The organism is Pseudomonas sp. VEM90 (genome assembly GCF_054611535.1).
In genome coordinates this window covers 170,055-196,716 of record NZ_JBTRAR010000008.1, presented here as the reverse complement: position 1 = coordinate 196,716, position 26,662 = coordinate 170,055, and the positions used below count along the sequence as shown (strand labels likewise).

Here is a 26,662-nt window from a genome sequence, read left to right as displayed (position 1 = left end):
TTGAGGATGGCCAGCAGGCCGACCACCATTTCGAGACTGCGCTCGGCGGCGATGCCCACCAGCACGTCCGGGCCAACACCGGCTACGACCAGGCGGTTGGCCAGCTGGTTGGCGCGGGCATCGAGCTCGGCGTAGCTCAGGCGCAGGTCACCGAATACCAGCGCCTCGGCGTCCGGAGTGCGTTGCACCTGGGCCTCGATCAAGCGCTGCACCGGGGTGTCCAGCGGGTAGTCGGTGGCGGTGGCATTGAAGTCTTCGACCAGCAGTTGGCGCTCGTCGGCCGCCAGCAGTGCCAGGTTGCCCAGGGACTGTGCGGGCTGCGCGCAGAAAGCGTCGAGCAGTTGCGCCAGGTGACGCGCCAGCATTGCCACCGCGGCATCGTCAAACTGCCCGCGGTCGTAGCTCAGGTGCAGTTCCAGCTCTACGCCCTGCCCCACGGCCAGGGTCAGCGGATAGTGAGTGTGCTCGCGATGCTCAAGGGCTGCGAAACGCACTTCACCACCGGCCTGGCCCAGAGCCTCGGCGACCGGGTAGTTGTCGAACACCACCAAGGTGTCGAACAGGGCCTCGCCGCCCTGGCCATGCCAGCGCTGCACCTCGGCCAGGGGCGTATGTTCGTGCTCGCGCAGGTTCAGGTTGAGCGCCTGCACCTGTTGCAACCACTGCGCCACAGTCTGCGTCGCCACCGGGCTGCCGATCACCGGCAACGTGTTGATGAACAGGCCGATTTGGCGCTCGACGCCTGGCAACTGCGCCGGACGCCCGGCCACCGTGGCGCCGAAGCACACCGTGGACTGCCCGGTATAGCGCTGCAACAGCAGCGACCAGGCCGCCTGTACCAAGGTATTGAGGGTGACCTTGTGCTGCCGGGCGAAGGTATCCAGGCGCTGCAGAGCCGTGGCCGGGAGTTGCAGGTAGTGATCGCCGAAGCCCTCGCCGGCCGCCGCGCGGGGCAAGGCCAGGGCCAACCGGGTAGGGCTATCCAGCGCCACCAGCTGATCGCGCCAGAACGCTTCACTACCGACAGCACCCTTGGCCTGCAGCCAGGCGATGTAATCGCGGAAACGCCCGGGCGCGGCATCCACCGCCTGGCCCCGGTAGCGCTGCAGCACCTCGCCCAGCAGTTGGGCATTGCTCCAGCCATCCATCAGCACGTGATGGTGGGTGTAGACCAGTTGGCACTGCGTGTCGCTCAGGCGGATCAGCACCACCCGCAGCAGCGGCGGCTGGCTCAGGTCGAAACCGCGCTGGCGCTCTTCGACTGCCAGGGCCTGTGCGGCGGCCTGGGCATCATTGCGGCCGCGCCAGTCAAGGTAGCGGAACGGCAGCTCCACCTGGCGCTGCACCACTTGCAAGGGCTGCGCCAGAGCGCCATCCCAGAGGAATCCGCTACGCAGGATATCGTGGGCCTGCAGGCACGCCTGCCAGGCCGCACGGAAGCGCTCCGCGTCAACGCCTTCGACCTGCACGTTGAGCTGGTTGATATAGCTGCCGCTGTGCGGGTCGATCAGGCTGTGGAACAGCATGCCCTGTTGCATCGGCGACAGGCCATAGAGGTCTTCGATCTGGGCTAGCGGCAAGGCCAGAGCGTCGAGCCCGGCCTGATCGATCAGTGCCAGCGGGAAGTCCGACGGCGTGGCCTGGGGGGCCGGCAACTGGCAGCAGTGGGCGACCAGCGCCTGCAAACGGGCACGGAAATGCTCGAGCAGGCCGGCGATGGTGGCGGGCTGGTACATCTGCTCGCTGAAGCCGAACTGCAACGCCAGTTCACCACCGAACACCTGGCCTTCGACGGTCAGCCAATTGACCAGCGGCGCGTCGGCATCCTGGGCTGCGCCGCTGCTTTCACCAGCCGGTGCCCACAGGGCGTGCTCGTCGAATTGCTGATCGAACTGCCCCAGGTAGTTGAAGGTGATGCGCGGTGCGGCCAGCGCGGCCAGCACCTGGCGTTGAGCGTCGTTACCCAACTGGCGCAGCAGTCCATGGCCGAGGCCTTTGTGCGGCACGCTGCGCACTTGCTCCTTGATGGCCTTGAGCGCGGCGCCTGGTTCGGCGCTTGGCGTCAGGCGCAGCGGGAACAGGGTAGTGAACCAACCCACGGTGCGCGACAGGTCGATATCCTCGAACACCTCTTCGCGGCCATGGCCCTCAAGCTGCACCAGCACCTCGGCCTGGCCGCTCCAGTCGGCAACGGCCTGGGCCAGGGCGGTCAGCAGCAGGTCGTTTACCTGGGTGCGGTAGGCCGCCGGAGCCTGCTGCAGCAACTGCCGGGTGAAGGCGGCATCGAAGCGGGCTTCGAGCTTGTGGGCGTGGCGATTGCTGACCGCTCCCTGCGGGTTATCGCAAGGCAGCTCGGCCACTACGGTCTGGGCACGCCAGAAGTCAAGCTCTGCGGCGTGCCCCTCGGCCAGTGCCGGCAGACGCGCCGTCCAGGCCTGCCAGGCGCTGGTCTTGGCCGGCAGCGGTTGCTGCTGGTAGGCCTGCTGCAGGTCTTCGAGCAACACGCGCCAGGACACGCCATCGACCACCAGGTGGTGGATCACCAGCAGCAGACGTTGGCTGCCATCGGGCAACTGCGCCAGCACCGCACGCAGCAGCGGGCCATGTTCCAGGTCGAGGCTGCGCTGGGTGGCCTGGCACAACTCGGCCAAGGCCTGCTCGCTAGCCACTGCCTGCTCGCTGAACACTGGCGCGGCCTCGGCATGCCAGGCCTGCCACTGGCCGTGCCGCTCGGCAAAACGCAAGCGCAGGGCGTCGTGCTGGCGCACCAGTTGCTCCACAGCATCGGCCAGACGCTCGCCATCCAGCGTTTGCCGCGGGGTCAGCAGCAGCGACTGGTTCCAATGCTGACGCACCGGCACAGTCTGTTCGAAGAAGTGCAACTGGATCGGGCTGAGAGCTGCCTCACCCTGCACCAGCCCCTGCTCGGCCTCGACTTGCACGGCGCAACCTGCGGCAGCGGCCAGGCTGCGCACGGTCTGGTACTGGAACAGGTCACGTGGGCTGAACTGCAGGCCCTGGCGGCGAGCGCGGCTGACCACCTGGATGGCGATGATCGAGTCGCCACCAAGCTCGAAGAAGTTGTCGTCGATACCCACCTGGGCCAGGCCCAGCACCTCGGCCCACACCTGGGCCAGCAGGCGCTGGCTGTCATCGCCCGGTGCCACGTAAGCCTCGCGCGGGACAGCCTCGGGCTGTGGCAGGGCCTTGCGGTCGAGCTTACCGTTGGGGGTCAGCGGCAGGCTGGCCAGCGGGATCAGGTGGGTGGGCACCATGAACTCGGGCAGCGCTTGTAGCAGCCAGTCTTTAAGCAACTGCTGCCAGCCCTCGCCTTGCTGGTTGAGCACCAGGTAGCCCAGCAGTTGCTTGCCATCGACGGCCAGCACTACCGCCTCGCGCACGCTCGGGTGCTGGGCCAGGCGCGCCTCGATTTCGCCCAGTTCGATACGCAGGCCACGGATCTTCACCTGATGGTCGAAGCGGCCGAGGTACTCGATCACCCCATCGTTGCGCTGGCGCACGCGGTCGCCGGTGCGGTACAGGCGCTCGCCGGTGCCGAACGGGCCGGCAATGAAGCGCTCGGCGGTGAGGCTGGCACGACGGTGGTAGCCGCGCGCCAGGCCGACCCCGCCCAGATACAGCTCTCCGGATACCCCAGGGGCCACCGGCTCCAAGCCGGCATCGAGCACATAGGTGCGGATGTTGGCGATGGGCTGGCCGATGGGCACGCTGTCGCGGCCTTCATCACGGCAGGTCCAGTGGGTAACGTCGATGGCTGCCTCGGTGGGGCCGTACAGGTTGTACAGGCCGGCACCGGGCAGCCGGGCGAACACATGCTGCTGGGCATCCACCGGCAGCGCCTCGCCGCTGCACACCACCCGGCGCAGGCTGCTACAGGCTTCGACACCCGGCTCATGGATGAAGGCCTGGAGCATCGACGGTACGAAATGCAGGGTGCTCACCTGATGACGCTGGATGGTCGCGATCAGCCGCGCCGGGTCGCGGTGCTCGCCAGGGGCCGCCACCGCCAGGCGGGCGCCGGTCATCAGCGGCCAGAAGAACTCCCACACCGACACATCGAAGCTGAACGGGGTCTTCTGCAACACCGTGTCAGTGGCGTCCAGACCATAGGCCTGCTGCATCCAGCAAAGACGGTTGGTCAGGGCCTTGTGGCTGTTGCCGGCACCCTTGGGGCGGCCGGTGGAGCCGGAGGTGTAGATCACATAGGCCAGTTGCCCGGCGTCCACCATCAGGTCCAGCATCGAGGCGGGCTGGTCGTCCAGCGCCAGCGTGTCGAGGGCCACGCAACGCACCCCAGCCGGCACCGGCAGGCCGGGCAGCAGCGCCTGCTGGGTGAGCAACAGCTCGATACCACTGTCCTCGACCATGTAGGCCAGGCGCTCGGTGGGGTATTCCGGATCGAGCGGCACGTAGGCGGCACCGGACTTCAGGATGCCTAGCAGGCCCACTACCATTTCCACGCTGCGCTGTACGCTGATGCCCACCAGGTGATCGCTGCCAGCGCCCTGGTCGCGTAGATAGTGGGCCAGGCGGTTGGCCCTGGCATCCAATTCGGCGTAGCTCAGGGTGGTGCCACCGAACACCAGGGCGGGAGCATGCGGAGTACGCCGCACCTGGTCCTCGATCAACTGGTGTACCGCGCGCTGCAACGGGTATTCGGTAGCGGTGGCGTTCCAGCCATGCAGCACCGCCTGCAGAGTGGCGGCATCGAGCATCGGCAATTGCCACAGGGCGCGCTGTGGCTGCTCCACCAGCGCGCGCAACAGGGTTTGCCAATGGGCGGCCATGCGTTCGATGGTAGCGGCGTCGAACAGGTCGCTGGCGTAGGTGAACGCAGCGTGCAGCACACCGCCCCGCTCATAGGTATCCAGGCTCAGGTCGAATTGGGTGGTGCGGCTGCGCCAGTCCAGGGTCGACAGCTCAAGGCCCGAGGCCAGGGTAACGGCGGCCAGGTCGGCAACCTGTGGCTGGTGGTTGTACATCACCTGGAACAGCGGCGCATGGGCCAAGCTACGCTCGACCTTGAGGGCATCGACCAGACGTTCGAACGGCAGGTCCTGGTGGGCCTGGGCACCGAGCACTGTCTGGCGCACCGCCTGAAGGTAGGCCAGGCCGTCACTCTGCGCTTCTGGCTGTAGACGCAGCACCTGGGTGTTGACGAACAGGCCGATCAGGCCCTCGATCTCGTTACGGTTGCGGTTGGCCACCGGGCTACCGATGCGTAGGTCGGCCTGGCCAGTGTGGCGTTGCAGCAACAGGCCGAAACCACCCAGTAACAGCATGAACAGGGTCAGGTTGTGCTGACGAGCGAAGCCGCGCAGTTGCTCGGCCAGGGCGCTGTCCACGGCGAACTCCAGGCGGCTGCCGCGAAAGCTCGGGGTGGCCGGGCGCGGATGGTCCAGCGGTAGCTCCAGCACCGGTTGCTCCTCGCCCAGTGTGGCCTGCCAGTAGGCCAGTTGGCGCTCCAGTTCACCGGCTTCGAGCCAGCGCCGCTGCCACAGGGCGTAGTCGACGTACTGAATCGGCAGCGCCGGCAATTGTGGCTGCGCGCCGTTGGCGAAGGCGTCGTAGCAGCGGCTGAACTCGTCGATCAGCACGTTCATCGACCAGCCATCGGAGACGATGTGGTGCAGGGTGAGCAGCAGTACATGCTCTTGCTCGGCCAACTGAAGCAAGCGGATGCGCAGCAAAGGCCCTTGCTCAAGATCGAATGGCATTAGCGATTCGGCCTCGACTTCGGCTTGCACCCGCGCTTCACGAGCCTGCTCGGCCAATTCGCGTAGGTCCAGGCGCTGAATGTTCGGTTTCGTCGGCCGGTGTACCTGCAACGGGCGCTCATCGGCTTGTGGCTGGAACACGCAGGTCAGACTCTGGTGGCGCTCCAGCAGGCAGGCGAAGGCCTGCTCCAGCGCCGCCTCATCCAGCTCCCCCTTGAGCCTGACCGCCCCCGGCAAATTGTAGGCACCACCTTGCGGGTCCAGCTGCCACAGCACCCACATGCGCTGCTGAGCGTAGGACGGCGCCAGACGGTCGTCGGCCGTCACCCCCGCCGGAATCGGGAACTGGGAAAAGTCGATGCCCTCCCGCGCGAGCGTCTCAAGGAACAGGCGGCGCTTTTCCGGCGGCAATTCAATGAAACGGCGGGCCAGTTGCAGGGACTTTTCGGGATTCATCAGCTTGCTTTCCGTACGAGTGAGGTGCCACGGGCAGTGCCCGGCTACTCCTACGAAACGGATACAACCTGAAAAAAATTAACGCTTCTGAACTCCCCTGACGGCGGTCGAAGACATACTACATTCCGCGGCCGGCCCTTCGTTACCCGCACTTACCGTTTCGGTGAATTTCTGGGCCAATTCCGAGCGTGTCTGGTAAGCCGACAGCTAGGCATTAATTTGCCTTGGCGGCGGCTCGTTTACCCAGAAAGCCGCCCTGCAAGAGGACCCTCGCATGTCCAGCCCCGCCCGCATCACCCTGGCGATCCAGCAAGGCCTGCGCCGCCTGGTCGGCAGCCCCAGCCCGGCTGCCAGCGCCTACCGCCTGTTCGACCTACAGCTCAAGCAACGCATCACCCTTTCCCCTTCTTTGACACGCCTGGTGTTCACCGGCCCGGATGTGGCCCAAATGACCACCCTGGCGCCGGACCAGCGGGTCAAGCTGTTCTTCCCCGCCCCCGACGGCTCGTTGCCAGTGCTGCCTACGGATGCCCACTGGAAGGCTGCGCACAGTGCCCTGCCGGCGGAGCAGCGACCACCCATGCGTACCTACACCATCCGCGCCCTGCGGCGCGAAGCTTTGGAGGTGGATGTCGATTTTGTCCTGCATGGTGTAAACGGCCCGGCTTCGGCCTGGGCTACCCATGCCCAGGTCGGCAAGCGCCTGCAAATGATCGCGCCGAACCTGGCCTACGGTGGCGACACTGGCGGTTATGAATGGAAACCGCCGAAGGATGTGCGCCATGTGCTGCTGGTGGGCGATGAAACGGCATTGCCGGCCATCGCCGGCATTCTCGAACAATTGGCCAACACACAGCCCGAGCTGGCCGTGGAAGCGTTCATCGAAGTACCGCAGGAGGCCGACTGCCTGGCTTTGCGCCACGGCGCCAATACCCGCCTGCATTGGCTACCGCGCGACCTGCTGCAATGCGCGCATGGCCAGGCCATGCAGCATGCCGTGCGCGAGCTGGCCAGCCTGCCGCAGGGGCATGCCGCGCCGCGGGTGAAGCTGGAAGAGGTGGATATTGATACGCGCATCCTATGGGAACAGGCCACTAGCGCCAGCAGTGTGTTTCACGCCTGGGTGGCGGGAGAATCGGCGACGGTGATGGATATACGCCGGTACCTGATCAAGGAGCGCGGGTTGCAGCGCGAGTGCCTGACCTTGATGGGCTATTGGCGGGCCGGGCGGACCTTTGATTGACTTGAGATAGCCGGGGGCGCTTTGCGCCCCTATCGCCGGCAAGCCAGCTCCCACAGGTACCGCGCCGACCAGAAGGCTTACGCGGTACCTGTGGGAGCTGGCTTGCCGGCGATAGGGCCGCAAAGCGGCCCCAGCAATCAGTCAGACCGCCGCCATCAACGCTTCGGCAAAGCGCTGCGCCACCTCGTCGATCTGCTCGCCACTGATAATCAACGGCGGCAGGAAACGCACCACCGCCCCATGCCGCCCACCCAACTCCAGGATCAGCCCGCGCTTGAGGCACTCGCGCTGCACCTTCGGCGCCAAGTCGCGATTAGCCGGTGGGTGGCCCAGCGCATCCGGCTGGCCTTGTGGGTCGACCAGCTCCACACCCAGCATCAAGCCACGGCCACGGATATCACCCAACTGCGGATAGTCCCGCTGCAGGCGCTGCAAATGCCCACGCAACCGCTGCCCCATGGCCTCGGCATGCTCGGCCAGGCGATGCTCGACCAAGTAATTGATCACCGCCGAACCCGCCGCCATGGCCATCTGGTTGCCACGGAAAGTGCCAGCATGTGCGCCCGGCTTCCAGGTATCCAGCCAGTCGCGGTACACCACCACCGCCAGCGGCAGACTGCCGCCGATGGCCTTGGACAAGGTGACCACGTCCGGCACGATGCCGGCATGTTCGAAGGCGAACATGCGTCCGGTGCGGGCAAAGCCGCTCTGGATCTCGTCGATGATCAGCGCCACACCGGCCTGCTCGGTGATACGGCGCACACCCCTGAGCCATTCGATATCGGCCGGGATCACACCACCCTCGCCCTGCACCACCTCAAGGATCACCGCCGCCGGCAGTGGCACGCCGCTTTCCGGGTCGAGCAGCAGGTTTTCCAGGTAATGCAGGTTGGCCTTCACCCCGGCTTCGCCGCCCAAGCCGAACGGGCAGCGGTAGTCGTACGGGTAAGGCATGAACTGCACGCCGTTACCGAGCAAGGCCCCCAGTGGCTGTTTCGGCCCATGGCTGCCCATCAGGCTCAGCGCGCCCTGGCTCATGCCATGGTAGGCGCCCTGGAAGGCCAGCACGGTGCTGCGGCCGGTGGCGCTGCGCACCAGTTTCAGCGCCGCCTCTACCGCATCAGTGCCGGTCGGGCCACAGAACTGCACCTTGGCCTCGCGGCGCAGCGCCTCGGGCAGGATGCCGAACAGGTCCTGGACGAAGCGGTCCTTGACCGGGGTGGTCAGGTCCAAGGTGTGCAGCGGCAACTCGTCAGCCAGCACCCGCTGGATCGCCTCGACCACCACCGGGTGGTTGTGGCCCAGGGCCAGGGTGCCGGCACCGGCCAGGCAGTCGATGAACTGGCGGCCTTCGACATCTTCGACGTGGATGCCACGGGCGCGCCTGAGCGCCAGCGGGATGCGCCGTGGATAGCTGCGGGCGTTGGATTCCTGTTGCTGCTGACGTTGCAGCAAGGGCGAATCGGTGAATTCGTACAAGGGCTGCGGCACGCTGGCCGGTACAACCCGGGCAAGGCTGGAAGCGGTGGGCATGGGTAAATCCTCGCGAGCAAGCGGATGGGCGGTTATCGCTTTGGAAACGCTTGAGTGAGGGGAGGATTTAGCGGTTGTTACGCCATTTTATTTGGGTCTGTGCCGGCCCTTTCGCGGGTAAACCCGCTCCTACAACCACACCGCCCGCGTAGGAGCGGGTTCACCCGCGAAGAGGCCAGCACAGGCAAACCCACCCCCACAGACCGCCACCCGCCCGTAGGAGCGGGTTCACCCGCGAAGAGGCCAGCACAGGCAACCCACCCCCACAGACCGCACCGCCCGTAGGAGCGGGTTCACCCGCGAAGAGGCCAGCACAGGCGATAAACATCAATGTCCAGGACGCGCCGGTACCTGCAACAAGACCCGCAAGCCGTCACTACGGCTGTCAAAGCGCAGGCTACCGGCACACCGCTGCACGATCGCCTGCACAATCGCCAGCCCCAATCCGCAACCACCACTCTGCCCATTGCGCCAGAAGCGCTCGGTCAGGTGCTCCAGGTCCGCTTCGGCAATCCCTGGCCCGTGGTCGCGCACCATGAAACCCACCTGGCCGTCCGCCATCTGCACCTCCAGCTCTACGGCTTCATCGCCGCCATGACGCAAGGCGTTGTCCAGCAGGTTGCGCAGCGCTGCCACCGCCAACGGTGCGGGCATGCCCAAGTAGATTTGCGTGGCCTCTTCAGGCAGGCGCAACACGATACGCCGGTTGTCGCCACCACCGGCATCCTGCACCGCCTGACGGGCCACCTGCTCGGCGCTGCACTGCACGCCATCCTCGAACGACAGGCTGCCTTCCACCCGCGCCAGCATCAGCAACTGCTCCAGCGTGCGGTGCATGCGGTCGGCGCCCTGCTCGGCATGCTCCAGCGCCTGCTCGCGCACTGCACCGTCGGTCATGCGCGCCACCTGCAGATGGGTCTTGATCGCGGTCAGCGGGCTGCGCAGTTCATGCGCGGCATCGTCGGTCAGGCGCCGCTCACGCTCGAGGGTCTGGGCAATGCGCCGGAACAACTGGTTCTGGGTTTCCAGCAACGGCTGCAACTCGCTGGGCATGCCCGCCACTTGCAGCGGCTCGACACTGTCCGCACGCCTGCGGCGCAACGCATCACGCATGCGGTTGAGCGGCTCCAGGCCCTTGCCAAGGCCGATCCACAACAGCCCCAGGCTGCCGAGCAGGGCCATCAGTACCGGCGCCGATGCCGCCAGCAGAATCGACTGGTTCAGCGCCTCGCGCTCCATATGCCGGTCGGCCGTGGTGATGCGCACATCGCCGTGGTTGTAGGTGAAGGTGCGCCAAAGCGCATCGTCGATGGTCTGGTCACGAAACCCACTGCGCTCGTCGTCCATGGCGCCATCGTGCTTGTGGTTGCTGGCAAGGATCTCGCCACGCAACGAGGTGACCTGGCAGGCCATGCCATCCGGTACGCTGAACTGGTCGGCGGAAAAATGCGCCTCCCCGCCCTTGGCGGTCAGCGGCTGCGGCAGTTGGTCGATCAGCCCGGCGACCATACGCGCCGACGCCACCAGCCGCTGGTCGAGGGAGAACATCATTTGCTGGCGCAGGTCTCGCAGCATCCACGCGGCGGCCAGTGCCCAGATGATCACGAAGGCACTGCCGAGGATCAGGCTCAGGCGCACCCGCAGGCTCATGATGCGGCCTCTTGCGGTGCCTGCGCCGGACCCAGCCGGTAGCCCAGGCCACGCACGGTCTCGACAATGCCGTTGCCCAGCTTGCGGCGCAGGTGGTGGATGTGCACGTTGAGGGCGTTGCTCTCGACTTCGTCGCTGAACCCGTACACGCAGTCTTTCAGTTGCTCGCTGGACAGCACGCGCCCGGGGTTCTGCAGCAGCGCCTGAAGCAGGGCCTGTTCGCGGCGGGACAGGTCGACATGCTGGCCGGCCAGGGTCGCCTCGCAGCTACTCGGATCATAGCGCAGCGGGCCGTGCTCGATCACGTTCACCGCCCGCCCGGCCACCCGCCGCAGCAAGGTATGCAGGCGTGCGGCCAGCTCGCGCAGATCGAAGGGCTTGAGCAGGTAATCATCGGCACCGGCCTGCAGGCCATCGACACGATCGGTGACGGCATCGCGGGCGGTGAGCACCAGTACCGGCAGGGTCTCGCCTTTTTCGCGCAGGCGGCGCAGCAGCTTTAGGCCGTCTTCGTCGGGCAGGCCAAGGTCGAGGATCATCACGTCGAACTGCGCGGCCTGCAGCATCGCCCGCGCAGCGGCGGCGTTACCCACCCGGTCCACGGTCAGGCCCTGGGCGGTGAGGCCGGCGCAGATGCCGGCGGCGATCAGGTCGTCGTCCTCGCAGAGCAGAACGTGCATGGTGGGGCTCCCGGAGTGGTGTGGCTGGTATTGCACCTTGGGCGGATTAAGGGGGGATTATGGACCTTTTGGGGAGGGTTGGGGGTAGATCGAGCGCCGCGCGGGGTCGCCGCCCTGCCCATCGCAGCCTCACCCCAATTCCCGAGCTTCTCGAACACAACAGAAACGAAGTCGCCTTTTCCTACAACTGACCCAGAAACCTCTGATCCGAATCCATGATGGGATTTCCCCCTGCACACGTTGTCAGGGAGACACCTCATGTACCTGGATTACCTCGTGCCCTCGTGGCACGAGATCGAGTCACGTGTCATCGCCATGGTGGGCTACCCAAGCGGTGGCCAGTTTCGCACCAGCCTCAATGAAGAGGTCGCCTCACTGGGCCTCAACCTGCGCCGGATCGAAGCTGTCCGCACAGCCTTCTACCACGCCTAATGGCAGGCGGCGCACATGCTGCGCCAGCGCTTCGCCGACCTCGACATCAACAGCATCGTCGACGAACTGCTGAGGGTCGTGAAGCAGATGGCGATGATCGTCGCCGGCAGCACCATTACCGGTGGCCTGCTTGGCGCGGGGGTAGGCGCATTCGCCGGCGGCGCCGGAACCATTCCGTTCGCCGGCGCAGGCGCGGCCATGGGCCTCAAGGTCAGCGGCTGGATCCTCGGTGCGCTGGGGCTGGCTTCCATTGCCGAATTCTTCATCGACGGCTTGCCGCGGATCGGCGAGTACTACGTCGATGGCATCCGCTTCGCCTGGGAAGGCACCTGCGGCAATGAAGGCACCGGCCCGTTCTGCCGGGACGACCCGTATGCGATATCCCGGGCCACGCATCAGATTGCCCAAGGCCATGTGGAAGTCGTGGTGCTGTTGTTGGGGCAATCGTGTCGTACCTCACCCGCGGGCGCGGCGATGCCCGGGTGCTGGCCCAGGAGATGGCGGCCAGCCGCAAAGGCGCGCGGTTGGGGCAATGGATTCTCCAGCATGAAGAGGGGTTGAAGAAACGGCCGGATCTGCAGGTGCCGGAGCGGCGCAAAGGGGCGATGGATGATCCGCAGCCAGTTCAGCCGAATCGGCAGGCGGGAAAAGACAAGGAGCACCCCACAGGGAAGCCCGGTAGCATGCCGTTGCATACGGTGGCGTGTTTCAAGGCGGATAAATTGCCAGCGTCGAAGCATGGCGAGTTTGAGCGGCAGTTAAAGGGACAACAAGATGGACTCAATCGGCTGACGGTTGAAGAGTTCCTGGAAAATATTGCAAATCCCATAAAGCGAGATCCAAAAACTGCGAGAAAAGCAAGACAAAAACTGTATGACGACCTAAGGAAAAGAGCTTATAGAAAACTGCCCAAGGACATGAACCCAATTGAAGCAAGAAAAATTTCAACGATGCAGGCTAAGGAAACGATGTCCTCTCTTGCTGCGCTGCACAATCCAGATCTAATCGCCGGCGGCAAGGATGTCATTTCTGACTTCGGGGATAGGCAAGTAAATTCCACTATAGGTCCCCAATGGAGAAGCAGGGTAGGAGAGCTGACAAGATCAGTCGAAGAACAAGCCAAAGATGGCCGTGCATCAGGCTTTTTAAATGTCAGACTGCACAAATGCTAACAAGATAAGGAGCGCGACAATGGACGAATTTTTCTCCCTCTTCATAGAAGAAATGGGCGAGCCGATTTTCAGGCAGGAGGTGCCACCTTCTAGCATCGAGCGCTACAGCGGTAAATTGCCGAAGAAACTGTTGGAGTACTGGGCCGAGCACGGATGGTGCGGATATGGTGATGGAATATTCTGGACGGTCAATCCGCAAGACTACGAGGGCGTAGCCGCCTCATTCATAGAAGGCACTGCGCTCGAAGGGCGAGATACCTATCATGTCATCGCTCGGGGCGCCTTTGGTGATCTCTATCTGTACGGAGAAAATTCCGGGTTTTCATTAGACATCGTAGCCCACACTTCACAATACTGCGGCAGAGTGAATGAACTTGATGCAGGCAACATGGACAAGGAGGTGCAAGGCTTCTTTCTATTGATCGAACGGGAGTCCAACAACTTTGGCGATTTATTCGAGCCTGCATATAACAAATTAGGCAAACTCGATCATGATGAGATGTATGGTTTCGTTCCAGCCTTGGCATTCGGTGGCCCCTGCGATCTTGCCCACCTAGAAAAAGTCAAAGCTGTCGAGCACTTGATACTACTTGCACAGATCTCCACCCTCGAGCCCTATAGCTTTTCTGACTTCTAAACACAGTATTGGCCGTGAAAAGCGGCGGATGAGATGCACGGCTTCGTCCGGCGTTGATGCTGGACGCGTCTGCCAGCCTGGCCAATCCTGCATGCTCCAGCGCTTGCTCGCGCACCGCACCGTCGGTCAGCCGCCGCTCACGCTCAAGGGGCTGGGCAATGCGCCGGAACAGCTGGTTCTGGGTTTCCAGCAACGTCTGCAACTCGCTGGGCATACCCGCCACCTGCAGCGGTTCGACACTGTCCGCACGCCTGCTGCGCAACGCATCACGCACGCAGTTGAGCGGCTCCAGGCCCTTGCCAAGGCCGATCCACAACAGCCCCAGGCTGCCGAGCAGGGCCATCAGTACCGGCGCCGATGCCGCCAGCAGAATCGACTGGTTCAGCGCCTCGCGCTCCATGTGCCGGTCGGCCGTGGTGATGCGCACATCGCCGTGGTTGTAGGTGAAGGTGCGCCAAAGCGCATCGTCGATGGTCTGGTCACGGAACCCGCTGCGCTCGTCGTCCATGGCACCATCGTGCTTGTGGTTGCTGGCGAGGATCTCGCCACGCAGCGAGCTGACCTGGCAGGCCATGCCATCTGCGGCGCAGGTGGTGGATGTGCACGTTCAGGGCGTTGCTCTCGACTTCGTCGCTGAAACCGTACACGCAGTCTTTCAGTTGCTCGCTGGACAGCACTCGCCCGGGTTCTGCAGCAGCGCCTGGAGCAGGGCATGCTCACGGCGGGACCCAATTCCCGAGCTTCTCGAACACAACAGAAACGAAGTCGCCCTTTCCTACAACTGACCCAGAAACCTCTGATCCGAATCCATGATGGGATTTCCCCCTGCACACGCTGTCAGGGAGACACCTCATGTACCTGGATTACCTCGTGCCCTCATGGCACGAGATCGAGTCACGTGTCATCGCCATGGTGGGGCTACCCAAGCGGTGGCCAGTTCCGCACCAGCCTCAATGAAGAGGTCGCCTCACTGGGCCTCAACCTGCGCCGGATCGAAGCTGTCCGCACAGCCTTCTACCACGCTGAATGGCAGGCGGCGCACATGCTACGCCAGCGCTTCGCAGACCTCGACATCAACAGCATCGTCGACGAACTGCTGAGGGTCGTGCAGCAGATGGCAATGATCGTCGTCGGCAGCACCATTACCGGTGGCCTGCTTGGCGCGGGGGTAGGCGCATTCGCCGGCGGCGCCGGAACCATTCCGTTCGCCGGCGCAGGCGCGGCCATGGGCCTCAAGGTCAGCGGCTGGATCCTCGGTGCGCTGGGGCTGGCTTCCATTGCCGAGTTCTTCGTCGAGGGCTTGCCGCGTATCGGCGAGTACTACGTCGATGGCATCCGCTTCGCCTGGGAAGGCACCTGCGGCAATGAAGGTACCGGCCCGTTCTGGGTCAACTCCAGCATTGGTGCTCAATGGCGAAACAGACTAGCCAGCATAAAAGAGGCTGCGGAAAAATCGCCGAAATTCGGCACCCACTCGACTTACATGAATGTAAGACTTCATAAGTGCTAACGACAAGAGGCATCGCAAATGGATGAGGTATTCTCCATATTCCTTGACAATATAGGCGCGCCTTTTTCCCGTCGAGAGGTGCCCCCCCTCCAGCATTGATCGCTATAACGGAAAACTTCCAGAGTTGTTACTTGCATACTGGAAAGAGCATGGATGGTGTGGTTTTGGCGAAGGTATATTCTGGCTGGTTAATCCACAGGAGTATGAGGGCGTTGTCTCATCCTGGACCGAGGGCACCCTCCTTGAAAACCGGGACACTTACCACTTGGTTGCCAGAAGCGCTTTCGGCGACCTGTATCTTTGGGGAGAGAACAGTGGCTTTTCAGTAAAAATCACAAGTCTTCTGTCCCGTTACACAGGTGAAAACTGCACACTCACTGAAACGGAAGCAACCAGAGAGGTCCAAAGCTTCTTTCTATCAAGAAAAAAAGAACACAACGACTTTGAAAGCCTTTTTGAGCCCGCGAAGAAAAAGCTGGGCATCTTGAAAGAAGATGAGATATATGCATTTGTTCCTGCATTGATGCTGGGAGGGCGCCCCGACCTCAAAAACCTGGAAAAACTTAAAGCAATAGAGCATTTAATTTTGCTGTCTCAAATCACCGAACTCGAACCCTACAGCTTCTCTGACTTCTGAGCACACAAAAGGACCTAAACGAATGGATGTCATCTTCAGCATTTTCCTGGAAACCTTCGGCGAACCCATCAGCCAGCAACCCGTACCACCTGCCGCTGTCGATCATTACCAAGGCAAACTCCCCAATCGCCTCCTTGAATACTGGCAAGACCACGGCTGGTGCGGCTACGGCGGCGGCTTGTTCTGGCTGGTAAATCCTCAGGAATACCAGGGTGTAGTGGCCTCTTGGTTGGCCGGTACGCACTTCGAAGAATGCGACACTTATCACCTCATCGCCCGCAGCGCTTTTGGCGACCTGTACCTATGGGGTGAGAAAACCGGTTCGGTGCTGACCATTGCGGCCTACCATTCCCGTTACCTCGATGGCGCTCATAGCTCAGGCGACGAAGAACGGGACAGCAGGATCCACGGTTTGCTCATGTGGCTGATGACCGAGTGCGTCTACTTCGACGACCTGTTCGAACCTGCCAGGGAACGGCTCGGCACCCTGGGCCCAGACGAGATGTATGGCTTTGTCCCCGCCTTGATGCTGGGAGGCCCAGACAGCCTCGAGCGTCTTGAAAAGCTGAAGGCAGTGGAGCATCTGGTGCTGCTTTCCCAACTGGGCGAACTCGAACCCTATGAACTCACTGGCGAAGAAGATGAATAGCCTTTGACGAACGCATTCAAGGGCGCACCGCATCCGGCCTATCGACATCCTGCAGCACGCCGGCATCCTCGACATCCAGCCGGACGCAACGGTCCGCATGGGCCTTCAGCACCGAACGCGCCCCTTCATCACCCTTCAGCCGGGCAAGCGCCGGCCAGAAATCACGCCCGAACAACACCGGATGGCCCTGTCGTCCGGCATGACAAGGCAGGACTATCGTTGATCCACTGGCCTCGCGTGCAAGCAAATCCAGGGTCGCGGACGCCACCCAGGGCATATCACCCAACAGAATCGCTACTGCCTGGGCCTCGCTGTCAGCCAGCGAAGCGGCCCCGGCCGCCAGGCTATGGCCCATGCCCAATGTGAAATCCGGACTGGAGACCACCCTGCACCGCGCAGGCAACCCTAGGTCCACGCCTCGCTCCCCTTCACGCAACACCACCCGCACATCATCGAACACTGCGCAGGCGCTCTCTACGCTGTGCACCAGCAAGCTTCGACCGTCAGCCAGCAGCGAACGGCGCTTGTCAGAGCCAAAACGCACACTGCTGCCTGCCGCCAATACCAACGCAACCACGCTCACAGCGCCGCCCGCTCGATGCCGTTGCGCACACGAAGGATATCGGCCAGTACCGCCAGGGCGATCTCGGCCGGGGTCTTGCTGCCCAGGTTCAGGCCAATCGGCGCATGGATGCGCGCCAGCTCGTCGCAACCCAGGCCACCAATTCGCTGCAAGCGTTCGCGACGCTTGTCGGAGGTGGCCTTGGAGCCCATCACGCCGATGTAGAACGCTTCGGTCCGCACGGCTTCAAGCATGGCCAGGTCATCGATTTTTGGATCATGGGTCAATGCCACCACTGCCGTGTCGGCATGGCAACCGCCATTGGCGATGAATTCCGACGGAAGCTCGCGGCGCACCTCAATGCCATTCAGCACTACGCCGTCGAGTACTTCATCACGCGGCTCGCAAAGGATGACCTCAAACCCCATGCCCCTGCCGAATTCGACGCAAAAATGCGCCACGCTGGAATAACCGGCCAGCAGCAGCCGCTGGGCGGCGCCGACACGCAAGCGCACCCGGGCATTTTCCCGTTCCACCCGTGGCCCCTGACTATGGTCATCGAGCAGCTGGCGGGTACCCGTAGGCAGGCTCACCTCACGCAGTATCCGGCGCTGTCCCAGCAGCGCACGTTCCAGCTCACGCAGATGCGCCTGCACCTCGCATTCAACCGGCAGGTTCTCCACCAGTACTTCAAGCACACCGCCACACGGCAGGCGAACGCGCGAACGCGGGTCGCTGCCGTCGCCATAACGCACGATGGCAACTGGCTCCGGGAATTCCCCCAGGGCCACGCGTTCGAGAAAGTCGTCTTCGACACAGCCACCGGACAGCGAGCCCAGCCACTGGCCGCTGGCGTTCACCGCCAGCAGCGAACCCGGTGCACGCGGCGCCGAGCCGTAGGTGGCGAGCACCGTGCACAACCATACCCGCTGGCCGTTGCAGGACCACTGCAAAGCCTGACGGATCACCCGTAGATCGAGATGCTGCACGCTTTACTCCGCCTTCAGCTCGGCGAGCTGCTGTACGCTCAGGTCGCCGGGCAATCCACCCCAGGCCTGGCGCAGGTAGTTGACCATATCCGTCACCTGTTGGTCATCCAGCTTGTCGGCAAAGCCCGGCATCGGCTGCATGCGCTCGAAGCCGGTGAACTGCTGTTCACGGATGCCTTCGAGGACCACCTTGACCAGGTTGCGGGAGTCGGCCTGGCGCAGCACGGTGTTGCCGCGCATGGCCACGGCGATGTGCGGCTTGCCCTCGCCGTCGACCCCATGGCAGCCGGCGCAGACGTTCAGGTACTGCTGGTGGCCACGCTTGGCACTGTCGCTCATCTGCTCCAGGGCAACAGTCTCGATAGCCTTGGCCGGCGGCGGCTGGTCGCCCAGCAGGTAGGTAGCCATGGCCGCAAGGTCTGCATCTTCCAGGTGCTGGGTGCTGTGGTGCACCACCGGGAACATCTCGTTGAACATGCTGCCCTGGGCGCTGATGCCGTGCTTGAGGAAGGTGGTCAGGTCCGGCTGGGTCCAGCCGCGCTCGGCCAGGTCCTGGGCCAGCAGGCTTGGCGCCAGGTAGCCACCCAGCAGGCCGCCGCTCAGGCGCTGGTCCTGCTGCAGCGCACCGATCGGGTTGCGCGGGGTATGGCATTCGCCACAATGGCCCATGACCTCGACCATGTACTGGCCGCGCTGCCAGGCCGGGCTTTTACCCTCGGTCGGCTGCAGTTGCACGCTCTTGCCATACAGCATGTTCCAGCCGCTGAGGCCCATGCGCACATTGAACGGGAAGCGCAGCGAGGTCTGCGGTGCCGGGCGGTTGATCGGCGGTATGGTCATCAGGTAGGCGAGGATTGCGTCCGAATCTTCACGCTTGATCAGGTGGTACGAGGTGTAAGGCATCGCAGGATAAAGGTTGGCGCCATCCTTGCGCTTGCCCTCGGTGACTGCGGCGAAGAACTCGTCGGCGCTGTAGTTGCCGATGCCGTACTGTTTGTCCGGGGTGATATTGCTGCCATAAATGGTGCCGAACGGCGAATGGATCGGCAGGCCACCCGCATACGGCGCGCCGCCTTCAGCGGTATGGCAGGCCATGCAGTCGGCCGCGCGGGCCAGGTATTCACCGCGCTTGACCTGCGCATCGTCGGCTGCCAGGGCAATCGAACTGACAGCCAGCCCGAGGACCAACGCCGAAGCGCTACGTACGAAGCCCATGTTCAACCCTCCTTGACCAGGCCGAGATCGTTGAGCACCTTGCGGGTGGCATCGTAGTAACGCACGTAGCCTGTGCAGCGGCAGATGTGGTGACCGAGGCTGGCCTCGATGCGGTCCTCCACTTCGCTCTTCTTCAGCGGCTGGCGCTGGGCCGTTTCCACCAGCACGGTAGCGGCGTTGACGAAGCCTGGTGCGCAGTAGCTGCACTGGAAGGCGAACAGGTCGACGAACTTCTGCTGGATCGGGTTGAGCGTCAGGTTACCGGCCTCGTCTTTCTTGGCATGGCCTTCGATGGTGCGAACCTTCTTGCCTTCGAAGTAATGCGCACCGGTGATGCAGGTGCGCACTTCTTCGCTGGTGCCGTCGGGGTTGTCGACGATCACCACGCAGGCGTGGCAGATGCCCTGGCCGCAACCCAGGCGCGAGCCGGTGAGGTTCTGGTGTTCGTGCAGGTAGTCGATCATCGCCAGGTCCGCGGGGACCTCGACCGGCCCGACCGGTTGACCATTGAGCGTCAGTTGCAGTGGACGGTTAGCCATTGAGGGCCTCCTTGATACGGGCTGGGGTGATGGGGAGATCGCGCACGCGCTTGCCGATGGCATGCGCGACGGCATTGCCGATGGCACCGACGACCGGGATCATCACCACTTCGGCGATGCCCTTGGACGGGTCGGTCGGTGACAGCGGCGGGAGGATTTCGCTGGTCTGCTGCCACACCGCCACATCGCGCGCATGTGGCAGGCGGTAGCGGTTGAAGTTCCAGTCGCCCTCCCCGGGCCCACCCTCGTACAACGGCATTTCTTCGGTCAGTGCATGGCCAATGCCCATGGCGATACCGCCTTCGAGCTGGCCCTTGACCAGTTCCGGCACCAGCACCCGGCCGCACTCGACCCAGCTGTGGTGGTTGAGCACCTGTGTCTCCAAGGTGCCTTTGTTGACCTTGACCTCGACGATGGTCGCCACCGGGCTGTAGTAGGTGACCATGGCATTGTTCAACTGGGTGTCGGGGTAGGCCGCATTCTGCCGGTCGAGCAGGTGGTAGCCATGGCTGTTCATCTGCGCCTTCTTCGCATTCACCGCCCCATCGCCGTATTTCACCGCCACCGCGTCGAGCGGTAAACGCTCACGCACGCCGTCGATGACGAAGTCGGCCTCGGCCCAGCTCCAGCGGTTGAAACCGTGCACACTGGCGCCGGTGACCAAGCCCATGTCGTGGGCCTTCTGTGCGAGCTGGGCGAACGGAATCGGCTGAAGACCGTTACCAGTCAGCTCTCCGTTGACCCACACCGCATTTTCGCGGCGCACCACCAGTGGGTTGGCCTGGCCGCCATACGGGCCCTGGCTCCAGATCGCCATGGCCGCTGGCCACAGGCCATGGTTGAACAGCACACGCGCCGCTTCGCGGGTGGCATGGCTGAAGTAGAAGGCCGAGTTGGTCGCCGACGATGGCGACGCCAGCTTGCCGACCCAGCGCGGGTTGCGCAGCGCGGCGTCCTGCTCAGGCTGGCTGATCAGGTACGGGTTGCCGCTGGTGCTCAGTTGCAGCTCAGGCCATTCGGTGACTGCCGTCGTTACCTCGTCGGCCGAACGGCCGAGGAAATCGCTGACCACCAAAGCCTGGGAGGTGGACATGCCGGTACCCAGCTCGGTGCCGATGTGGCGCAGGCTGATACGCCCGTCGCGGCTGAATTCGATGCTTGCCATCGGTGCTTCGGAGCCCGTGCCGAAGTCCTTCTGGCAAATGGCAAACCCCACCCCGTACCAGTGGTCCTGATCCTGCGCGTCCATCTGCCGCTTGCGTGCGTCGCGGTCGCGCCACCATTCATGCACAGCTGCCTTGTCGAGGATCTCGTAAAGCCGCAGGGCGCCCGCCGGCACCGCACCCTGGGTGTTCTTCATGCCCGATTTCAGCGCGTTGGCGCGGCGCAGGTCGATGGCATCGACCCCCAGGCGGCCGGCGATCTCATCCACCATCATCTCGGTGGCTGCCATGCTCTGCAGGGTGCCGTAACCACGCATGGAGCCGGCCTCGACACCACGGGAATAGTAGGCGGTAACCGACAGGTCGTTCTGCGGCATGTAGTAGATCGACTGCGCTGCAGTGGCGCCTACGGCTGCCACCGACGGGCTGTAGTTGATGCGCCCGCCGCCGTCGCAGCTCATGTCGGCGCGGAAGATCTTGAAGCTGTTGTCCTTCTTGTCCACCGCCAACTGGTAGCGGATATCGAAGGCATGGCGCTTGATGCCGCTCTGGAACTGCTCGTAGCGGTCGTTGGCCAGGCGGATCGGCACCCCGGCGCCGTACAGCGCGGCCACCGCGGCATAGAAGACGAAGATATTGTTGTCTTTTGAGCCATAGCCCACGGTATAGCCCGGGTGCATGTTCAGCGTGTTCAGGGCGAAGCGCGACGGCTTGATCATGTGCACGCATTCCTGCGCCACTTCGAACGGGCACTGGGTGGCGACCACGAAGTGCAGCGTGCCCGTGGTAGGGTCGTACCAGCCGTTGCCGTTGTCCGGCTCCAGCGCGGCAGGTTCGATGGACGGCGTCTTGTAGCGCTCGTCGAACACCAGCCAGTCCTCGGGCGGGTTGTCCAGCTGCTCGGCCATGCGCTTGGCGTAGAACAACCCCTGCTCGGTCAGGTCGCCGTGCTGGTTGGGCTGCTTCGACCACACCGGCTTGCGGTTGAGGATGGTGGGGAACAGCATGGAGTTCTTCAGGCTGGAGAACTCATCGTCGTCGAACGGCGTGGTGCCGCCCACCCGCACGAAACGGAAGCTGCCATAAGGGTCGCGCTGGTACAACGGCGCCTGGGCACCGTAACGGATCGCCTGCTGATTGAACTGCAGCTTGCGCTTGGCCTGGCGGAAGCGCTCGAAGTCGTGCCAGATCAGGATCGCCACCGGGTGGCCGATGAACATCGGCACCTTGCCGGGCGGCAGCAGCGGGTCGGGCGAATGGGCCTCGGGCCAGGCGATGCCGTCCTGTTCGAGGTCGGCGGCGGTGACGATGCGGTCCGGCTGCAGGTCGGTGCCGAGCAGGCTGAGGTCATGGCCGGCATAAATCCGGTCGACCTTGGTCGCCTTGAGCAGCAGCGCATGACCTTGCTGCGCGGGCCAGCCGGGCATGTCCTTGGCGCGGATGTCGCGCGCGAACACTTTGTCGCCGCAGACCTTGGACAAGGCATCGTTACGGAAACGCGCCTTGCCGTCGTGGTTCATCCACTTCTGCGGCGAAGTGGTAACGCGCTCCTCCATCAACGCGGCGAATGCCGGGCTGCCTAATGGCGCCATGGTCACACCGACACCAGCGATCAGGCCGCCTTGCAAAAAGGCGCGCCGGGAAATATCACGGTTGGACATGCTTGATCCTCTGGGCAGTTGGGGCCTGCCCTTTCTTTTGATTCTTGGCCTGGCTTGAGAAAACTGACCTTGGCGTCAACTTTACAGGAATTGGGTGGATATAGGCAAAGTCAAGCCGACAATGTGTCGCGGTGTGTATAGGGCAAGAGGCGGAATTCGCGCTTTGGCGGGTAGGTGTTCGCCGGGAGATTTTCAGCGCCTGTGAGATCGAGCGCCGCCCCCTCGAAAATCCAACAACGAAGACCCTGCAAATCCAGAACAAACTCTTAATACTCCTGACCCACCCCCAACCCCAACACCCGCGTTAACCTTCATTTAATCGACCCCAGCCAGCATGGCCCCATTCCCAGATCTGCCAAGGCGAAGACATGCGCGTTCTCCTGCTCTTCCTCACACTCCTGCTGGCCGGCCCGTTGCAAGCCAACCCGTTCGATGTGAAACCAGACTTCCTGCCGGTTGACCAAGCCTTCGTGCTCACCCACGACCGCCAGGCCGACGGCCAGATGCGCCTGTACTTCCAGATCAAGCCGGGCTACTACCTGTACCAGAAGCGCCTGAAGTTCGACGGCCTGCCTGCAGAGCAACACCCGCAGCTGCCGCCAGCACTCAACCATCACGACGAGTTCTTCGGCGACAGCGCGGTGTATCGCGACCAGCTTGAACTGCTATTGCCTGCCAACGCCCAGGGTCAGTTGCGCCTGGGCTGGCAGGGCTGCGCCGATGCCGGCCTGTGCTACCCGCCGCAAACCACCTCGATCGACTTGGGTGGCAGCGTAACGCCCGCCGCCGAGCAAGCCAGCGACCAGGCCCTGGCCAGCGGCCTTCAGCAAGGCCACCTGGCCTGGAGCCTGCTGGCGTTCTTCGGCCTTGGGCTGCTGCTGGCCTTCACCCCCTGCTCGCTGCCGATGCTGCCGATCCTTGCCGGGCTGGTGCTGGGCAATGGCGCCAGTGCCCGGCGCGGCTGGCTGCTGGCCGGGGTCTATGTGCTGAGCATGGCCCTGGTGTACGCCGGGCTCGGGGTGGTTGCTGCCCTGCTGGGTGCCAGCCTGCAGGCCTGGCTGCAGCAACCCTGGCTGCTGGGCAGCCTGGCGGGGCTGTTCGTGCTGCTGGCACTGCCGATGTTCGGCGCCTTCGAACTGCAACTGCCTGCCGCCCTGCGCGACCGCCTGGACCGCGCCGGGCAAGGTACCCGTGGCGGCAACCTGTATGGCGCGGCATTGCTCGGGGCGTTGTCCGGCCTGTTGCTCGGCCCGTGCATGACTGCGCCGTTGGCCGGTGCGCTGCTGTACATCGCGCAAAGCGGTGACGTACTGCAAGGCGCGCTGGTGCTGTTCAGCCTCGGCCTGGGCATGGGCGTGCCGCTGCTGTTGCTGGTAACCCTGGGCAACCGTTACCTGCCGCGCCCGGGTGCGTGGATGAACCGGGTCAAGGGTGTGTTCGGTTTCGTGTTCCTGGCCATGGCACTGTACACCGTGCGCAGCCTGCTGCCTGCTACCTTGCTGCTGGCACTGAGCGGCGCCTGGCTGATCGCCCTGGCCTGGGCCGCCTGGCCAGCCCTGCAGCGCCTGCCGGCGTTGCGTGCAGTGCCGTTGCTCGGCGCCCTGTGGGGCGGCCTGTTGCTGGTCGGTGCGGCAGCAGGCGGCGACGACCTCTGGCAGCCACTACGCCCGTTCGCCGGGGGTGGCAGCACAGCGGCCGCTGGCCAGCATGCCGAGGACAGCTTCGTCACCGTCAGCCGCCCCGAGGACCTGCAACGTGAGCTGGACGCGGCCAAAGCCCGCGGCCAGTGGGTGATGCTCGACTACTATGCCGACTGGTGCGTGTCGTGCAAAGTCATGGAAAAACAGGTGTTCGCCCGCAGCGACGTGCAGACCGGCCTGGCCGGCGTGCACCTGCTGCGCCTGGACGTGACCGCCGACAGCCCAGCCAGCAAAGCCCTGCTACAGCGCTACCAGGTACCCGGCCCGCCCAGCATCATCTGGATCGGCCCGGAAGGCGAAGAACGCCGCGCGCGGCGCATCACCGGTGAGGTGGATGCAGCAGCGTTCCAGCAACACTGGGTCCAGACCAGGAGCCAAGGCTGATGCTGACCGTAACACTCGGGCCACTGACCATGGCCCTCAACCACCTGCTGATGCTCACCGCCCTGGTGATCGCAAGCGTGGTCGGCTGGTGGGTCGCCCGACGTGGCGGCGAGAGCCCGGAATCGGCGCTGTTCAACCTGTTCCTGATCGGCCTGCTGTGTGCCCGCGCCGGTTTCGTGCTGGCCTACTGGACGATGTACCAGGACGAACCACTGCAAATCATCGACATCCGTGATGGCGGCTTCCTGTTCTGGCCGGGCCTTGCCGGCATCGTGGCAGGTGCCCTGTGGCAGGGCTGGCGCCACCCCGGCCTGCGTCGCCCGCTAGGCTGGGCGCTGTTCAGCGGCGCACTGTTCTGGGGCCTGGCCAGCCTCGGCGGCCACCTGTACAGCAAAGGCACCGAGTTGCCCGAACTGAGCCTGCGCAACGCCGGCGGCCAGTCCGTGGCATTGCTCAGCTACCGCGGCAAGCCGCTGGTCATCAATATCTGGGCCACCTGGTGTCCACCGTGTCGGCGTGAGATGCCCGTGCTGCAACAGGCACAAAGCGATTACCCGCACGTGACCTTCCTGTTCGTCAACCAGGGCGAGACCCCGGAAAACGTCAGCACCTTCCTCGCCACCACCGGCCTGAGCCTGACCCACGTGCTATTCGACGGCACCGGCCTGCTGGCCCAGCGTGTCGGCTCCATGGCCCTACCCACCACCCTGTTCTACGACGCCAACGGGCGGCTGATCGGCAGCCACCTGGGCGAGCTGTCCCGGGCCAGCCTGCGCCACGCTCTGGAACCCTTCGAACGGGCCCTGGCGCCCGCCCCTGCCGCACAAGGAAACTGACATGCGATTGACTGCACTGCTGCCCCTGTCCCTGGCCCTGCTGGCCACCCCTGCCCTGCAGGCCGAAGAACTGCCCAAGGCGGTTCAGCAACTGCAAGCCAAAGGCGCCGTGATCAAGGGCAGCTTCGATGCGCCCAACGGCCTGCGCGGTTATGCCGCCGAGTACCAGAACAACGCCCTGGCCCTGTACCTGACCCCTGACGGCAAGCACGTACTGGTCGGCAGCCTGTTCGACGAACAGGGCAAGGACCTTAGCGCCGAGCCACTGCAGAAGCTTGTATACGCGCCGATGAGCAAGGAAATCTGGGCGAAAATGGAAAAAACCGCGTGGATCGCCGACGGCAAGGCCGACGCGCCGCGCAAGGTATACCTGTTCAGCGACCCGAACTGCCCATACTGCAACATGTTCTGGGAACAGGCGCGGCCGTGGGTGGAGTCGGGCAAGGTGCAGTTGCGCCATATCATGGTCGGCATCATCCGTGAGGACAGCCCGGGCAAGTCGGCGGCGCTGCTGGCAGCGAAAGATCCGGCCAAGGCCCTGCAGCAGCATGAAAAGGCCGGCAAGGCCAGCACCCTGAAGGCACTCGAGCAGGTGCCAGAGGCTGTGCAACAGAAGCTGGCGGCGAACATGGCGTTGATGGAAGAGATGGGGTTGCAGGCGACCCCGGCCATTTTCTATCAGGATGAGCAAGGCAACCTGCAAAGCCAGCAAGGGGCACCACGGCCGGAGATGCTTGGGAAGATTCTGGGCAAGCGCTAGTGCATGTGGTGGGGCACAGATAGAGCGCCGCGAAGCAGATGACGCGGGGCATGGCACCGGCTACGCCGGTGTTCGCGGGTGAACCCGCTCCTACGGGGCTCGCGCTAACGGCTGGATTGTGATCGCAAGGCCTGCGCGGTCGGGTGTAGGAGCGGGTTTACCCGCGAAAGGGCCGGACCTGCTGGCCAATTTCCACCAGCCGTTCACCGTTGCCGCCGCCATTGTATTCGCGGGTAAACCCGCTCCTACGCTGATCGGGAGTGGACACACATTGGTGATTGGACGCAGGCCGTTCTTTCGCAAGCAGTAGATCTCCAGGCCCGGCAAATCTACCCCGCGCAGATTTAAATCTGCCACTCAACATACCCAGAAACAATTATTCGGCACGCCCCTTCGCCAAACATCGTCTGCTTGCTTCCCTTATTCAAATCCCACACACACGCACAACAAAGAACACTCGGACGTTCACGACAGAGTATTCGAGCATCAAAAACAGAAATTTCTCACACAATTAGA

15 protein-coding genes and 5 pseudogenes are annotated in these 26,662 nt (G+C 63.8%); 9 read left to right on the top strand and 11 right to left on the bottom strand.

The genetic code is table 11. The features are described 5' to 3' along the window. Positions 1-6,194 (bottom strand): amino acid adenylation domain-containing protein (locus tag ACYCCG_RS10655; RefSeq protein WP_459670338.1); only part of this gene is annotated, 6,194 nt, incomplete at its 3' end. Positions 6,195-6,468: 274 nt separating this feature from the next. Between ACYCCG_RS10655 and ACYCCG_RS10650 the strand changes: the two genes are divergently transcribed. Continuing rightward, positions 6,469-7,437, top strand: coding sequence for a siderophore-interacting protein (locus tag ACYCCG_RS10650; RefSeq protein WP_459670337.1), 969 nt, complete (start codon positions 6,469-6,471; stop codon positions 7,435-7,437). Between the two features lie 141 nt (positions 7,438-7,578). On the opposite strand, the gene ACYCCG_RS10645 is transcribed toward ACYCCG_RS10650, so the two are convergent. The 3 genes from ACYCCG_RS10645 to ACYCCG_RS10635 all read right to left on the bottom strand — a co-directional run bounded on the left by ACYCCG_RS10645 (position 7,579) and on the right by ACYCCG_RS10635 (position 11,300). Continuing rightward, the gene (locus tag ACYCCG_RS10645) at positions 7,579-8,970 is read right to left on the bottom strand and encodes a diaminobutyrate--2-oxoglutarate transaminase (protein ID WP_459670336.1); all 1,392 of its coding nucleotides are present in this window, start codon (positions 8,968-8,970) and stop codon (positions 7,579-7,581) included. Positions 8,971-9,297: 327 nt separating this feature from the next. After that, positions 9,298-10,620 (bottom strand): ATP-binding protein, encoded by a 1,323-nt coding sequence (locus ACYCCG_RS10640; protein ID WP_176685672.1) that lies wholly within the window; start codon positions 10,618-10,620, stop codon positions 9,298-9,300. Continuing rightward, a complete protein-coding gene (locus ACYCCG_RS10635) occupies positions 10,617-11,300 on the bottom strand; it encodes a response regulator (RefSeq protein ID WP_004576176.1) in 684 nt (227 codons plus the stop codon). The genes ACYCCG_RS10640 and ACYCCG_RS10635 overlap by 4 nt, the downstream gene beginning before the upstream one ends. 258 nt (positions 11,301-11,558) lie before the next feature. Between ACYCCG_RS10635 and ACYCCG_RS10630 the strand changes: the two are divergent. Next, positions 11,559-12,904 (top strand): annotated as a pseudogene (locus tag ACYCCG_RS10630) (DUF6861 domain-containing protein). Between the two features lie 19 nt (positions 12,905-12,923). Then, on the top strand, positions 12,924-13,541 hold the full coding sequence (locus ACYCCG_RS10625; protein WP_209967250.1) for a GAD-like domain-containing protein: 618 nt from the start codon (positions 12,924-12,926) through the stop codon (positions 13,539-13,541). Positions 13,542-13,629: 88 nt separating this feature from the next. On the opposite strand, the pseudogene ACYCCG_RS10620 reads toward ACYCCG_RS10625, so the two are convergent. Continuing rightward, positions 13,630-14,121, bottom strand: a pseudogene (locus ACYCCG_RS10620) (two-component sensor histidine kinase); the annotation flags it as partial. After that, a pseudogene (locus tag ACYCCG_RS10615) lies at positions 14,021-14,268 on the bottom strand (winged helix-turn-helix domain-containing protein); the annotation flags it as partial. The pseudogenes ACYCCG_RS10615 and ACYCCG_RS10620, both read right to left, overlap by 101 nt. Before the next feature lie 125 nt (positions 14,269-14,393). Between ACYCCG_RS10615 and ACYCCG_RS10610 the strand changes: the two are divergent. The 3 genes and pseudogenes from ACYCCG_RS10610 to ACYCCG_RS10600 all read left to right on the top strand — a co-directional run bounded on the left by ACYCCG_RS10610 (position 14,394) and on the right by ACYCCG_RS10600 (position 16,337). Further along, positions 14,394-15,051, top strand: a pseudogene (locus ACYCCG_RS10610) (DUF6861 domain-containing protein). Positions 15,052-15,069: 18 nt separating this feature from the next. Continuing rightward, positions 15,070-15,688: pseudogene (locus ACYCCG_RS10605) on the top strand (GAD-like domain-containing protein). Positions 15,689-15,710: 22 nt separating this feature from the next. After that, positions 15,711-16,337 (top strand): GAD-like domain-containing protein, encoded by a 627-nt coding sequence (locus tag ACYCCG_RS10600; protein ID WP_209967256.1) that lies wholly within the window; start codon positions 15,711-15,713, stop codon positions 16,335-16,337. 16 nt (positions 16,338-16,353) lie between these two features. Here ACYCCG_RS10600 and ACYCCG_RS10595 read toward each other — a convergent pair whose 3' ends face one another. From ACYCCG_RS10595 to ACYCCG_RS10575, 5 genes are read right to left on the bottom strand one after another with little or no spacing between them, the layout of a single operon-like run. Further along, positions 16,354-16,920 carry a nucleotidyltransferase family protein gene (locus ACYCCG_RS10595; RefSeq protein ID WP_209967258.1) on the bottom strand — a complete coding sequence of 189 codons (567 nt, stop codon included), beginning with the start codon at positions 16,918-16,920 and terminating at the stop codon, positions 16,354-16,356. Beyond that, positions 16,917-17,888, bottom strand: a complete 972-nt coding sequence (locus ACYCCG_RS10590; RefSeq protein WP_209967260.1) for an XdhC family protein — start codon at positions 17,886-17,888, stop codon at positions 16,917-16,919. Before ACYCCG_RS10590 ends, ACYCCG_RS10595 begins: the two co-directional genes overlap by 4 nt. A gap of 3 nt (positions 17,889-17,891) precedes the next feature. Then, positions 17,892-19,103: a cytochrome c gene (locus ACYCCG_RS10585; protein ID WP_339535885.1), complete on the bottom strand. Its 1,212-nt coding sequence runs from the start codon at positions 19,101-19,103 to the stop codon at positions 17,892-17,894. A gap of 2 nt (positions 19,104-19,105) precedes the next feature. Continuing rightward, positions 19,106-19,642, bottom strand: coding sequence for a (2Fe-2S)-binding protein (locus ACYCCG_RS10580; protein WP_003254265.1), 537 nt, complete (start codon positions 19,640-19,642; stop codon positions 19,106-19,108). Then, positions 19,635-22,466, bottom strand: coding sequence for a xanthine dehydrogenase family protein molybdopterin-binding subunit (locus tag ACYCCG_RS10575; RefSeq protein WP_209967264.1), 2,832 nt, complete (start codon positions 22,464-22,466; stop codon positions 19,635-19,637). Before ACYCCG_RS10575 ends, ACYCCG_RS10580 begins: the two co-directional genes overlap by 8 nt. A gap of 368 nt (positions 22,467-22,834) precedes the next feature. Here ACYCCG_RS10575 and dsbD point away from each other — a divergent pair, with 368 nt between their 5' ends. From dsbD to dsbG, 3 genes are read left to right on the top strand one after another with little or no spacing between them, the layout of a single operon-like run. Continuing rightward, positions 22,835-24,550, top strand: coding sequence for a protein-disulfide reductase DsbD (gene dsbD, locus ACYCCG_RS10570; protein ID WP_459670328.1), 1,716 nt, complete (start codon positions 22,835-22,837; stop codon positions 24,548-24,550). After that, the gene (locus ACYCCG_RS10565; protein WP_339444624.1) at positions 24,550-25,386 is read left to right on the top strand and encodes a TlpA disulfide reductase family protein; all 837 of its coding nucleotides are present in this window, start codon (positions 24,550-24,552) and stop codon (positions 25,384-25,386) included. The genes dsbD and ACYCCG_RS10565 overlap by 1 nt, the downstream gene beginning before the upstream one ends. A gap of 1 nt (position 25,387) precedes the next feature. Then, positions 25,388-26,146, top strand: a complete 759-nt coding sequence (dsbG, locus tag ACYCCG_RS10560) for a thiol:disulfide interchange protein DsbG (RefSeq protein WP_176685682.1) — start codon at positions 25,388-25,390, stop codon at positions 26,144-26,146. Positions 26,147-26,662 lie beyond the last annotated feature (516 nt).